The sequence below is a fragment of the Ehrlichia chaffeensis str. Arkansas genome, assembly GCF_000013145.1.
Classification (GTDB): domain Bacteria; phylum Pseudomonadota; class Alphaproteobacteria; order Rickettsiales; family Anaplasmataceae; genus Ehrlichia; species Ehrlichia chaffeensis.
The window spans coordinates 1,003,809-1,018,090 of record NC_007799.1; the positions used below are offsets into that span (position 1 = coordinate 1,003,809).

Here is a 14,282-nt window from a genome sequence, read left to right on the forward strand (position 1 = left end):
TAGAAAACGTTACAAATATTTATATGCAAGTACGGCACTATATTTACTGTATTTGAATCTGAATATTTAAAGTTCTACAAATCTGCTTATAAAACTGAGTTATAAAAACATATTAAAAATTTGTATTACTTAATTACTAAGAATATCAACCAATTTACTCTTTACATTAGACATAATATCTATCTCCTTAACATATTCTCCATTAATTTGAGCTAATTGAGCATTTCCTCCACCTTTACTTTTTACCATTGTACCTATCATTTTTACAAAATCTACAGCCTTAACTTTACAATGCAAGCTATTGCCAACTCCTACAACACACACAACATTTTGGCCCACAACATTAGCAAACAATATAATTCTATCTGCAGTAAGATGCTTATTAATAAATTTTCTCATCACATTAACAGGTATGTTACTCAAATTGCTGTATAAGAAATCGACATTCCCTATTTTTTCAGTATTAACACCTTGTAGATTAATCATATCAAAATAAACATCAGACAATTTTTGTTCTAGTTCCTGATTTTTCTTATCAAGCTTATCTATTTGTACCAATACATTATCTACAGGAACCTTAACACTTTCAGCGATTGAATTTAACATTTTCTCTTGTTGCCTAAAATAATCTATTGCATATCGACCTGTAACAGCTTCTATTCTACGTATTCCACAAGCAATACTAGCTTCTGATACTATTTTGAAACACCCTATCTCACTAGTATATTTTACATGAGTACCACAACATAATTCTTTTGAATCTTTTATACTAACTACTCGAACTCCATGTTCTTCATATTTTTCAGTAAATAACGCAACAGCTCCTCCGGCAACTGCATCTTTTAAGTCACATACATGACTAATAACAGGATTATTTCCAGATATTAAAGAATACATTTTATCTTCAATTAAAGTAAGCTGTTCTTTTGTCAATGCCACACCATAACTAAAATCAAACCTTAACTTTTCATCACTTACCAATGATCCTTTTTGCATGATACTACTATCTATTTCCGATTTTAAAACGTAATGTAATAAATGTGTTGCTGAATGATTAGCACATAAATTTCTTCTCCTTTCACAATCAATTTTTGCAAAAATTACATCCCCTACCATTAAGGATCCTTGTTTGATAATGCATTCATGAATATAAAGGGTATCTAATACCTTTTTCGTATCTATTACTTCAGCAATATTATCATTAGCAAATAATTCTTTTTCTTGTCTAACAATTACATTGAATATTCCCACATCTCCTTTCTGTCCTCCAGATTCAGCATAAAACGGTGTTATATCCAATAATATAGAAACTTTATCTCCAACATTAGCTATTTCAACATTTTTATCACCTCCACAAACTATTGATAAAACTGTAGCCTTAGTATCATAACGCTCATACCCCACAAACTTTGTACTACCACAACGCTCTTTAATATCTACCCAGAATTCCTCTTTTAACTGCTGATCAGATTTGATAGAATGATTAAGTTTAGACCTTTCCTTTTGTTTATTCATATTATCATAAAAGCCCTGCTCATCAAATTTTACTCCTTTTTCTTTTATGATATCCAAAGTAATATCTACTGGAAATCCATAAGTATCATACAACTTAAAAACAATATCACCCGATAAAATATCACCTGAAGATAAATTCATTAATTCTTTTTCAAGCAATGGCAATGCTCTGACTAAAGTATCTTTAAAATTCTCTTCCTCTATCTTTAAAATTGACATTATCAAATCCTTAGCATGAATTAATTCAGGATAATAGTCTGCCATATATCCACAACTTTCTTCATCAATTAAAGTCGGGAAGACTTTATACATTAAAGCATCATCATATTTTAACATATACACATAACGAGCTGCTCTTCTAATTATACGACGTAAAATATAATTTCTTCCTTCATTACCTGGTGTTAAGCCCTCTGCTATTAGAAATGCTGCTGATCGCACATGATCTGCAATTACTCTATGAGCAAGTTCATTTGTACTATTACCTGATTGCTCTTTTGATGCTGCTATCAAAGCTTTAAATAAACTTATATCATAATTATCATGTACTCCTTGCATTACAGCTGCAATCCTTTCAAGCCCCATACCAGTATCTATACATTTTTTAGGTAATACACATAATTCACCATCTAACTTTCTATCATATTGCATAAAAACTAAATTCCAGATCTCCGTAAACCTTGCACCATCTTCTTCTGGAGTACCTGGTAATCCACCTTTTACATTATCTCCATAATCATAGAAAATTTCTGAACAAGGACCACATGGCCCTGTATTTCCCATACTCCAGAAATTATCACTAGTTGTTATTTTAATTATTCTACTGTCAGAAACGCCACTGATCTTTTTCCACAAATCAAATGCTTCTTGATCATCATGATATACTGTAAAGTATAGCCTATCTTTGCTCAAAGAAAGTTCTTTTATTACAAAATTCCAAGCAAATTCTATAGCACCCTCTTTAAAGTAACTACCAAAACTAAAATTACCAAGCATCTCAAAAAAAGTATGATGTCTATTTGTATATCCTACATTCTCTAAATCATTATGCTTACCACCTACCCTTAAGCATTTTTGACTTGATGTAGCTGTATTTACATTCGCATTATTCGGGTTAGTAAACATCTGTTTAAATTGTACCATACCAGCATTAGTAAATAACAAAGATGGGTCATCTTTTAGTATTAGTGGAGAAGATGGAAAAACTTGGTGACCATTTTTTGCAAAAAAATCTATAAATGATTTTCTAAGATTGCTAACTAAATTATTTTTCATCATATATTAATCATCATAAAATATAAGCTATATAACAAAAGTATACATTTGATATTACAAAGCACTATAAAAGTGATAAAATAAATTGACTTATACAGCAAAGGTATAATTATTAATCTATACATATAAAAAATTTGTGAACTTTATTTATAAATACCATGATACTTACTATAATACTATTGTCCATTACATTACTAATAGGAAATTATCATAAAGTAAAACTTACTTTCGAAGATAAATTTAATATCATAACTTCCCTAAATATCATATACCCATTCATTATCTGTTATTCGTTTTATACTCAACATCTAAATATAATATTTATCCTAATAACATTTATTATATTAATTCTAATATTAATAGCAGCATACATAGATAAAGAATTCATACTCCTTAAACTTATCATGTTTTCCTCAGTAGGTATACTTTCTCTTATTGTAATATGTATAGTATTATGCTTAACCTACGAATCAGCACTATTTTTCAGCAAAATATCATTGATTGACTTTCTGTTTGGAACTAACTGGCAACCCAGTCCAGACATTTTAGATGGAAAACCAGTTGGATCATTCGGAATATTACCACTACTCAGCGGTACACTACTTATAGTTATTGTTGCAATAACCATAGCTGTACCTTTAGGATTACTATCTGCAATTTATATTAGTGAATATGCAAGCAAAAAAATAAGATACATAGCTAATACAACACTTGAAATATTAGCAGGTATTCCTACAGTAGTATATGGATACTTTGCTGTAGTATTTTTATCACCATCAATCAGAAGTGTAGCAAAATATTATAACCTTAACGCTCAATCAGAAAATGCATTAGTAGCTGGACTAGTCATAGGAATCATGATCTTACCATTCATTACCTCTCTCATAGAAAATGCTATACACTCCGTTCCAAAGATTCTGCGTTATGGGTCTATGGCACTTGGAGCATCAAGAGCAGATACCATATGGAATATTATAATTCCATATGCATTACCAAATATTATTAGTTCAATTATATTATCAATTTCAAGAGTCATTGGAGAAACAATGATAGTGTTAATGGCAGCCGGCATAACTGCACATTTAAGTTTTAATCCATTACATGCTGTAACTACAATCACAGTACAAATTGCAACAATTTTAACTGGAGATCAAAACTTCAACAGTATTCAAACTTCATCTGCATATGCTTTAGGTCTCACATTGTTTATCATAACATGGCTTCTTAATTTACTAGCACTACACATTACAAAAAAAGCAACAAAATCTATTAAAATTCACTAATTCCATATGTTAAACTATACACTAGACTATCTCAGTACCAAACTTAACATTATTCCCTTAATAGGGATAGAATTAGAATTTTACTTTGATAATATAGACCCAAATAATATCAGCCCATTAATTAGCAACATTCAAGACAAAATATCTTCTCTTAACTGTAATATAACAAAAGAACAAGATAATCTACAATATGAAATACAAACATCAACAACTACTAACATTCCTAATTTTATTATTGAGCTTGATCTTATAAAAGAAATTTTAGAAAACAACACAAAACACTTTGGAGGGAGCATTAATTTCTCTGCAAAACCATATTTAGATAAACCAGGAAGTGCATTTCACATACATATAAATTTACTTGATTTTCATAATAATAATTTGTTTACTAGCCAAAATAACAAAATGAGTGACCATCTATCCTACAGCATAGGGGGATTATGCTCTTTAATGAAAAAACATATGATTTTTTTTGCTCCAAATAACAACTCCTACTTAAGATATATATATGCTGACATAGACACCCCAACAACTATAAGTTGGGGAGGAAATAATAGGAGTACTTCTATCCGTATACCAAGTACCAGTACAGACCCAACAAAATGCAGAATAGAACACAGAGTACCTGGAGCAGACTGTAACTATAAACAAGCTATAACATCAGTTCTGCAAGGAATAATTTATGGAATAGAGAAAAAAATACAGCCACCACAAAAAATTTATGGTATATCCTCAGACATACAATATAATCTTGAAAAATTACCATTGAGTTTAAACGAATCAATAAAATATAACCTAAAGTAGAGAACTTACAATAAATTGTTATTACAAATAGACTATAAATTAATTTTACCAAAAATAGTTTATGTAATAGAGAAAAAACACCACAAAAAATTTACAGAATATTTTTAACATATAACACAACACATAAAAAAACCACCATTGAAGTAAAATACTCTATTGAATCACAGTTAGCCTCTACAACTTTAGCTACACAGCACCTTAAACACAGCTAAGTTTCTATTCTTATGATGTTCACACAGAACTACGTACCCCTGTTATGTGTCTCACATTTCTCTATTTTATAATAACTACACATTAAGTTGTAGGCCATCATAACCAACCACTATATTATCTTGAGAACGACTTCTTATATAATCAATTAAAGAATAGTACTCTAGATCATGACTCATATGAGTTAAAATAGCAACTTCTGGTTTGAACTCTTTTATCCAATCTAAGCATAAATCCACATGAGAATGTGCAAAACTTGCAGTATACTTCAAGCAACCTAATATTAATACCTTTTTCTTATATAAAAATTTACAAGATTCTTCTGGGAAAGATTGGACATCAGTGCAATAAGCAACCTGATCATTAAATATAAATCCATTAGAATTACTAACACCATGTAACTGCTTTATAGCTAATATACAAAAATCTCCAATAGTGAATTCTTTATAATGATATATTGTATTTACTGTTAAATAATGACATTTCTTCCAAGCAGAAGTATATGCACTAGGAATAAAAAAATACGAATTACTAGCAGTCAATAAACATAAAGTATTTATATCACTATATATAGGTATGCTATTCAAACCGTGCTTAGGAAGAAATGGTTGAAGATCAGCAATACCATCACAATGATCTGCATGAAAATGAGTATATAATACTGCATCAACAGACGATAAATTATTTTTCAATGCTTGACATCTTAAATCAGGAGTAGTATCAACAAGCAGCTGTGTATCTCCATTTTCAACAAATATTGATGACCTCATTCGCTTGTTGTATGTTAAATTTGAACTACAAACATCACACTGACAGCCTACTATTGGTACTCCACCAGAAGCACCACATCCAAGAATTGTTATCTTCATAAAAAATCAACATACTCATACACGATCAATATCATTAGCAATTTCATTAGTCAAGTATATAAATAACATTAAGCATATAAACTAGGGCTATAGCAAACTAAATGTACCATTAGAACACTTATAATATATTTAACTTACTATAAAAACATAACAAACTATTGCATAATCAAACATACCAGTACATCTGCAAATGAGATACTTAAGTTACTGTCACAGATTGAAACGTTTCATACCAGTTTATTATAAACATTAAGTATATAAACTAGGGCTATAGCAAACTAAATGTACCATTAGAACACTTATAATATATTCAACTTACTATAACAAAAACATAACAAACTATTGCATAATCAAACATACCAGTACATCTGGAAATGAGATACTTAAGTTACTGTCACAAATTGAAACGTTTCAATACCAGTTTATTATATGTATCAAATATCTTATTTTTCAAACAAGTTCAGATTATAATTATTTATCCCATACATAAAAAATAACTTATTTTAAATTTTTACAGCTATTACTATTCGACAAGTGCTTTACGTCCTTTTAAATTGGATGCCTATATACACATTTTCAACTTTATTGCATACTACGACTTTGAGCATATATAGTATGTAGTTTCATAATATCCTCGTCTGAAAAAAATATACTCTTAATCTTACTAATATTAAAATTTCTTCTTTTTAACTCTGCAGCACGTTTTATTTCTTGCACATTTTGTTCAGTAACTTCTTCATTTTCTGGTATTAAACTTTCCTGGATCACAGAATAAAAGTTACACACATCAAACAACATGTCCTCAATTTTACTAGTATTAATATTCAAATTACTTGTGATCACCCTTACTAAATACTCAGACATTACTTTTAATTTTTCTTTTGGTACATAACACAATGTAAGTCCTGAATCATCTTTCTCTACTAATTTACAACTATTATTTCTTAATCCAAAAATTGTATATTGTACCTTATTATTAAAAAAATCCATCTCACAAGTATAACTTGTACAATGATGCAATGCATATACTAAACCAAGACAATCACGCTGACTAGCCTGACATCGAATACCAAACATTGTACACAAAAATATCATTGACAATAATATTATACTAGCTTTCATCAACAAACCTACCTACTATATTATACAACTCAAATAAAATGGTACCACGTATAACAGGTACAGTTTCACCTTTTAATACAGCTTGCAATACTTCATTTGTAATATCCGTATTTTTTTCAACATTAAGCTGAGTAGCCTGATATTGAATACTAAACATTGTACATAAAATCATCATTGACAATAGTATTATACTAACTTTCATCAACAAACCTACCTACTATATTATACAACTCAAATAAAATGGTAGCGCGTATAACAGGTACAGTTTCACCTTTTAATGCAGCTTGTAAGACTTCATTTGTAATATCTGTATTTTTTTCAATATTAAAATTAACAACTTTTACATACCCAGAAATATCGTGACGTATCGTATTAAGAAATAAGAATACCTGCTCATCACTAATAGATGAAAACTTAATCTCAATATTACGCTTAATTATATCTATATGCTGGTTATGATATATGTTATTAACTATTTTCGGACTAGATATGTTTATCTGAGAATTAAAAATATAATACTTCTTAAACAAACTGCTTATTAGCGTTCCTAAATCTTCCTCATAAAAAGTACTATATATATTTGAAGTTGATATTTCTTGCCATAAAACTCCACTATCATTTAGCATAGCTTCATGTTTGTGAACGTCCATGATTTTGAAACTTAATTTTTGAATTTCATCAGCAATACGCAAATTATGCTGCACTATATAAGTATTAAATTTATATAAATAATGTAATGTCATAGATAAAACAACCAACAATATCACACATACAGATATCTTGGTTATGCAATATCTTCTTAACAATTTTTTGTTCATTACATTACTTCTCCAGTTTTATCACAACAATTCTTTGACTATCCAAAACATTAGGAGCAGTATCTATTACTTCCACTTTATAATCTCCAAACTCCTCTATTATTCTATCTTTTAAGCTGTTAAAATAATATGAAAATTGCTTTTCCTCTACAAATTTCAGTAACAACTTTACTGCTACACCATGACTATTCGTACTAAATGACAAGTAATTGATTTTAAAACCTTTCAAATCTATTTTTCGTAAACGTAAAATCAAGTCAAAAGAAAAAAAATCATCTGCTAAAAGAAGTTTATATACATCTATTGTTTCATACATTTCACTAACTTGCTTTACTTGAGTATCTTGATTAATTTTCTCAACTCGAGATACTAATTCCTCCTTACGAAGTAGTAAATTAATGCTCTCATCATAATTATTATTTATATTAAATATATAAGTAACATTCAACAAAGACATCAATGCAATAAAACATAATAAAGAAGGTATAAAATACTTATTAAAGAAGGAAATCTTACAAAATAAACTAGTACTCCTCGTATGAAAGATTTTTAACGGTTTTTTTTCTGTCATGGCACATAACACTACAGTATCACAAAATTCACTCATGACATTTGAAGATTGCTTTAACATCAAAATTTTTGACAATTCATACGGTGTAAAAATATTCGCATCTATATTCTTAAAATCAAATAACAACAAACTAGTTTTTATATTACTAGAAGTTATAACATACAAATCAATTGTCGATTCTTTACTATATCCAAATTTCGTAAGATATAAAATTGTATCAGATATTTCCTGATAAACTTTACCTGCAATAATACTTGGCAATACTTCATCTGCAGCTACAATAATATTACTCACATGTATCATTTTGCCTTTATACAAAACGATTTGTCTAAAATCATTTGTTTTAGTATAAACTATTAATATAGTCCATTCTCCATCACCCTTACCTTGAAGTTTTAGCAATTTCTCACAAAGATATGACAACTCTATTGGTAATAATAATATTCCACAAAAGTTACACAAATTATCAGTAATAATTTCCAACAGTTTCTTAGATAAACTGTTTAGTTGACTTGTTACAACCATGTAATGCCAGTTTTTATCTGAAGTATCTGGTTTTGTTAACAAAAATGCAGAACCTACATCACAATCACTCATAATGTTACTAAGATTCATTTTGACTAAAGACCTAGCAATAATTCCACTATATGTAGGCATTACATGTTCAGTATAAATTTGATCAGAATGATTTAATACAAGGTATACTTGAGATTTCTTATACTTAACCATACATGATATAACTTTCGATAAATTCATATCCTGTTCGTTTTCAATAAAATACTTATCCCGTATTTCACCATTAATGATATTAAGCACTACAGACCCATTATCCCCGACAGATATAATGATTCTATTTTTAGACATTTTAGAAAAAAATGACATTATCTTTACACAAAATTTATAGTATTTACGCTAGCTTTTATAACTAATATAAAGAAGCATCTCATTTTTACTATCAACTGTAATAAATAAAGATATATTAATAAAAATGCGAAAGAAATATAACTAGATCTTTGAATTAATACTATTTTTACATGCTACAACAAAAAGAATGTAATCTAATCTACTACAACTGGAATATTTTATATAATCATACATACTTTTTATAATGCAAGCCATATTCTTGAAGCATCTTAATAAAACTTTAGTTACAGCTTTCTATCACTATATTCCTAATGATTTTTTCTCAAAAATCTTATGAAAATATACAAAGCAATAGCACAAACACTACTACTAGAATTAAGTTTATCACACACAATTTTATAAAATACTTACTAAATATTTACATTGATCATATTTTTTATAATGCAAGCTATATTCTTGAAGCATCTTAATAAAACTTTAGTTACAGCTTTCTATCACTATATTCCTGATGATTTTTTCTCAAAAATCTTATGAAAAATATAAAAAGCAACAGCACAAACATTACTACTATAATTAAGTCTACTATACACAGTTTTATAAAATACTTACTGAATGTTTACATTGGTCATATATTGCTTCTTTATTTTAACACAAGCATAATACAGTTATATGACTTTTACTATAACTTCCCAAACACCTAAAATTTCTGTTAATTTAAATACTTCTAACCACTTTATTTGACCTATAAACATCATATTAATAAATAATTTTCATATGCCATCCTGTTAAAAGCTCGAATTTCATGGAATTGCTACGTTTTTTATTAAACATTTCTAGTTCTTTTTATTTTGACTAATAAGAATTATATTTTTCATAAGCGATTTCCATATGCTGATCTACTCGAGATTCGAACTCCTGCAATCTCTTGTCTATTACTCAATTCAAACACTTGCAATTCACGAACATCATGAGTCCCAGATCTCCTATTATTCATATACATTGTAAAATTCCGCCTCAATCTATTACAACCAGATCTATTGTAAAATATCCCTACAAAAAGTATAACAAAAAGCACTACAATAAATATTGCTCCAACTAATAACCCATTATTCTGAAAACTATGATCTACAGAGTATACCTTACTCCTGCTAATATTATTATTTGTCAATAAAAAGCTGTCTAACCTACTCACATTAGCAGTTGTAATATTCAACCTATCTGTTACAGCATAATCACTAGTTGTTTCAAGATCTTCATCATAAAACACATGTTTTCTTATAGTACTTTTTCTTTTAGCACTAGATTGAGTAGTGCTTTTTACATTATACTTTGCCCTTTTGCCCAATATACTATATTCAACATCTGAAGCATTACTTATATGTTTTTTCCCTGATGTAAATTTTGTTCTCTTAACTGTTGTAAAATGCATTGGAATTTTTGTAACATTCATGATATCACGACGAGTATCAGTTGGAATCGACGTGTTACCTACAAAATTTGTTACATTCTCTATAGAATTTTCAGCACGATTAGTACTCAGAACTGCTGATTGTGTAGTACTAGATATCATAGGGAAATCATATAATGTAGAATTTATTTCAGTGCTTTTCTCAAACAGATTATGAGTAGTCATATAAGTAGAAGTAGTAGTTTCATATACAGATGTACTATTAACACTAGAAACACGATTTTGCACAGCAGCAAAAACATCTTTAGATTGTATTTCTCGAATATTGAAAAACATATACATAGCATAATTATTATATGTCTTCTTAGCTTCGACCCCTCTGATCTCAGCATGCATACTTTCAAGCGATATATCTTGAATAACAACATTTGTAAAATCAACAATATTTGTAATTTCATGACGCGAGAATTGCATAACATTAACATACGTAATGTTTCCACTTCTCAGTTGTAACTCTGGTATCTCATACCTGACTATATTATCTGCACCTACAGCTGTTACCACTATATTATTTCTAATATACCTTACATATAATGATGTAACATGCTCTTTAATCTGCATAAAATCATATATGGAAAGCTGATTACCTGCTTTACTATGAACAACAATTAATTGATCACTATCTTTGAACTTACTGTTAGGTACTATCCCAACATAAGCTATATAGGTATTTTCCTCATTACGAATAGCAGCAATTACATTAATCCCACTTACTGGAATATGATACTTAACATCATCTGGCACATTACATCCATAACGACGGTTTACTACGCACTCTTCTATATTTAAATTCAGAGTATAATCAACTGAGATTTCATATATACTAGAAAAAAACTTGTGATTGCTGTTAAGATATTTTCCTACATAAAGTAAATTTAGGAATTTTTTAGATTCCGACACCATAATTAATTTGTCACTATATTTGCCATATCCTATATAACCAGAATATTTAAACAAATACTTGGTATTAAATTTGGCTTCTCTAGTAACAGGTTTAATAAGTTGAAATTTATTATCACGATATTGTATACGCCACATTACATAAAATCTATCTGGTAATTTCGCTCTAGCATCATTATCTACTCTCCCAACAATAACAATACTATCTACCTGACTTTGATATAAGATAACAGGATATTTAACTTCTTCTTTTAGAGAATCAATGGAACTACTTAAACGTATTTTCCCCATATCAAACAATGTTATAGGAGAATAATGTATCCTATATATTTTTAATGATAGCGTACTTTTTAGCTTATACTCTCTAAGCACTCCTTCAGAAAGTACTACAATTAAAAAATCATTACCTAAACCTTTTACAAGTAACATTTCTGGTAAATAATGTTCTATAGTACGATCTAGTACAGCATTATCATTAACCTTAACACGGTAGGTAGAGTTACCATGGCTAATTTCACATATTAGATCACTTACTACAACTCCACGTTTTACATAGTATGCAGAAAAAACAGTATCATTTTTCCGAATGAAATTAATGCTATACGCATTCAAAATACTAATCTCATTCCGAATCACCTCTTGATTATAGGATATTTCCGTAGCCGATACTATTGGTTTCTGTAAATTTCTCATAAATGAACACAAAAATTAATGATATTTAATAATATTATAAATATTTAATAAATCAATAATTTTAGTTAATTTTTTTATAAATATAAACAATACGATATCAATTAAAAAAATCAAGATTCATTAATAGATACAACCTCGTAACCTTTCAAAATGTTAAACTTGCAAATATCTTAACTCCCTACTATCATTACTTACTCTTATCTAAAAAAACAAAAGCATGACTAAACATGAATTTCTTATAATTGGAAGCGGTCCAGGAGGATATATAGCAGCTATAAGAGCTGCACAACTAGGATACGATGTTGCAATAATTGAAAAAGAAAATACATTAGGTGGAATCTGTTTAAATTGGGGATGTATCCCAACAAAATCACTACTACAATCTGCATCAGTTTACCATAACATCAAGAAAGCAGGTATTTTTGGGATTACAGTACAAGACATAAAATTTGATTTTAATAAGATAATAGAGCGTTCACGTGATGTTGTTACAAAACTATCAAACGGCATTAGTGGATTAATGAAAAAAAATAACATAAAAGTTTACTATGGTACTGCAAAACTACTAGGTAATAGCACAGTAGAAATTACAGATCACTCAAACAAAATAATTAATGTTACATCAACTCACATCATTCTTGCAACAGGATCTAAAGCCAGAAATATACCAGGTATAGATTTTGATAATAAAATAGTTTGGAATGCGAAAAATGCTATGACACCAGATAAATTCCCTAAATCTTTATTGATCATAGGTAGCGGAGCCATAGGGATAGAATTTGCGAGCTTTTATAATACTTTTGGTACTGAAGTTACAATAGTAGAATTAAAGGACAATATACTTCCACTTGAAGATCATGAAATATCCGAATGTATGCATAATATTTTAAGTAATAAAGGAATCAAAATTCATACAAAAAGTTCAGTAACAAAATTAGAAAAATTCAACAATTACGCTAAAATTCAGATCTCAGATACAATACATTTACAAGTAGATAAAATTATATTAGCAGCAGGAGTACAACCCAACTCTAATGATATTGGTCTTGAAAACACACAAATTAAAACAGATGCTGCAGGATTCATTATTACTGACCAGTACTGCTGTACAAATGAACTAGGAGTATATGCTATAGGAGATGTTGCTGGAGCTCCATGCTTAGCTCATAAAGCAAGCCATGAAGCAGTTCTATGTGTAGAAAATATTGCTGAAAAAGAAAACAAAACAACAAATAAAACACATCCTATAAATAAAAATAATATACCTAGTTGCATATTCTCAATACCACAAATAGCTAGTGTTGGGTTAACTGAAAATCAAGCAAGAACTCAAGGTTATGATATAAAAGTTGGAAAATTTAATGCAAACTGCAATGGAAAAGCAGTAGCTATAGATGAAACGGAAGGTTTTGTTAAAGTTATCATAGATAAATCTACTGGAGAGTTATTAGGTGCACATATGATAGGAGCAGAAGTTACAGAAATGATTCATGGATATGTCACCGGAAAACAAATAGAAGCTACTGATCAGGACATAATGTCATCTATCTTCCCTCATCCAACACTATCAGAAATGATACATGAGGCAGTACTATCATCAAACAACGGTTCACTTAACAGCTAGTTTATGTTTTCTTTAATACTCGATTACCGTATTATTTATTACAAGTACGTCAAGCTAAGTTGTTTTACTTAATAAAAATACATATTTTTCCCTGCAATTTTATATAATCCTATAAAGTTAGTCAAGATTATTGACACACTAAACAAACCCCGCAGTAAAAACACAAATACACCTAGCCAGGAATATATAATATAATTGCTACCTCATTTGAACAGCAATGTATCCCATATCAAAAACATAAGTACAGTTTGGTATCTCTTTTGTCA

At 29.0% G+C, this 14,282-nt stretch carries 10 protein-coding genes; 3 read left to right on the forward strand and 7 right to left on the reverse strand.

Going from position 1 to position 14,282, the window contains the following annotated elements; translation table 11 throughout:
- Positions 1-129: 129 nt before the first annotated feature.
- Complete coding sequence (alaS, locus tag ECH_RS04015) at positions 130-2,793, reverse strand: alanine--tRNA ligase (RefSeq protein ID WP_011452930.1); 2,664 nt, start codon at positions 2,791-2,793, stop codon at positions 130-132.
- A 155-nt stretch (positions 2,794-2,948) separates the two neighbouring features.
- On the opposite strand from alaS, the gene pstC reads away from it, so the two are divergent.
- Together pstC and ECH_RS04025 are read left to right on the forward strand one after the other, a co-directional pair.
- The gene (gene pstC / locus ECH_RS04020) at positions 2,949-4,073 is read left to right on the forward strand and encodes a phosphate ABC transporter permease subunit PstC (protein ID WP_006010679.1); all 1,125 of its coding nucleotides are present in this window, start codon (positions 2,949-2,951) and stop codon (positions 4,071-4,073) included.
- Between the two features lie 6 nt (positions 4,074-4,079).
- A complete protein-coding gene (locus tag ECH_RS04025; RefSeq protein WP_006010677.1) occupies positions 4,080-4,877 on the forward strand; it encodes a glutamine synthetase in 798 nt (265 codons plus the stop codon).
- Positions 4,878-5,164: 287 nt separating this feature from the next.
- On the opposite strand, the gene ECH_RS04030 is transcribed toward ECH_RS04025, so the two are convergent.
- The 6 genes from ECH_RS04030 to ECH_RS04055 all read right to left on the reverse strand — a co-directional run bounded on the left by ECH_RS04030 (position 5,165) and on the right by ECH_RS04055 (position 12,392).
- Complete coding sequence (locus tag ECH_RS04030) at positions 5,165-5,956, reverse strand: MBL fold metallo-hydrolase (protein WP_006010676.1); 792 nt, start codon at positions 5,954-5,956, stop codon at positions 5,165-5,167.
- 582 nt (positions 5,957-6,538) lie between these two features.
- Entirely contained in the window at positions 6,539-7,078 is a 540-nt protein-coding gene (locus tag ECH_RS04035) for a hypothetical protein (RefSeq protein WP_011452932.1), read from the reverse strand.
- The gene (locus tag ECH_RS04040; RefSeq protein WP_226988398.1) at positions 7,068-7,235 is read right to left on the reverse strand and encodes a hypothetical protein; all 168 of its coding nucleotides are present in this window, start codon (positions 7,233-7,235) and stop codon (positions 7,068-7,070) included. The genes ECH_RS04035 and ECH_RS04040 overlap by 11 nt, the downstream gene beginning before the upstream one ends.
- Before the next feature lie 34 nt (positions 7,236-7,269).
- Positions 7,270-7,821, reverse strand: a complete 552-nt coding sequence (locus tag ECH_RS04045; protein ID WP_226988399.1) for a hypothetical protein — start codon at positions 7,819-7,821, stop codon at positions 7,270-7,272.
- A gap of 79 nt (positions 7,822-7,900) precedes the next feature.
- Entirely contained in the window at positions 7,901-9,349 is a 1,449-nt protein-coding gene (locus ECH_RS04050; protein WP_006011718.1) for a hypothetical protein, read from the reverse strand.
- An 853-nt stretch (positions 9,350-10,202) separates the two neighbouring features.
- Positions 10,203-12,392 (reverse strand): hypothetical protein, encoded by a 2,190-nt coding sequence (locus ECH_RS04055; RefSeq protein WP_044147644.1) that lies wholly within the window; start codon positions 12,390-12,392, stop codon positions 10,203-10,205.
- A 217-nt stretch (positions 12,393-12,609) separates the two neighbouring features.
- Between ECH_RS04055 and lpdA the strand changes: the two genes are divergently transcribed.
- The gene (gene lpdA / locus ECH_RS04060) at positions 12,610-14,016 is read left to right on the forward strand and encodes a dihydrolipoyl dehydrogenase (RefSeq protein WP_006011438.1); all 1,407 of its coding nucleotides are present in this window, start codon (positions 12,610-12,612) and stop codon (positions 14,014-14,016) included.
- Positions 14,017-14,282: the final 266 nt, after the last annotated feature.

Bases quoted from the DNA above. Each gene is read 5' to 3' on its own strand.
- ECH_RS04050 (WP_006011718.1), bottom strand. From the start codon at position 9,349: ATGTCATTTTTTTCTAAAATGTCTAAAAATAGAATCATTATATCTGTC.
- lpdA (WP_006011438.1), top strand. From the start codon at position 12,610: ATGACTAAACATGAATTTCTTATAATTGGAAGCGGTCCAGGAGGATAT.
- ECH_RS04040 (WP_226988398.1), bottom strand. From the start codon at position 7,235: ATGTTTAGTATTCAATATCAGGCTACTCAGCTTAATGTTGAAAAAAAT.
- ECH_RS04030 (WP_006010676.1), bottom strand. From the start codon at position 5,956: ATGAAGATAACAATTCTTGGATGTGGTGCTTCTGGTGGAGTACCAATA.
- ECH_RS04055 (WP_044147644.1), bottom strand. From the start codon at position 12,392: ATGAGAAATTTACAGAAACCAATAGTATCGGCTACGGAAATATCCTAT.
- pstC (WP_006010679.1), top strand. From the start codon at position 2,949: ATGATACTTACTATAATACTATTGTCCATTACATTACTAATAGGAAAT.
- ECH_RS04025 (WP_006010677.1), top strand. From the start codon at position 4,080: ATGTTAAACTATACACTAGACTATCTCAGTACCAAACTTAACATTATT.
- alaS (WP_011452930.1), bottom strand. From the start codon at position 2,793: ATGATGAAAAATAATTTAGTTAGCAATCTTAGAAAATCATTTATAGAT.
- ECH_RS04035 (WP_011452932.1), bottom strand. From the start codon at position 7,078: ATGAAAGCTAGTATAATATTATTGTCAATGATATTTTTGTGTACAATG.
- ECH_RS04045 (WP_226988399.1), bottom strand. From the start codon at position 7,821: ATGACATTACATTATTTATATAAATTTAATACTTATATAGTGCAGCAT.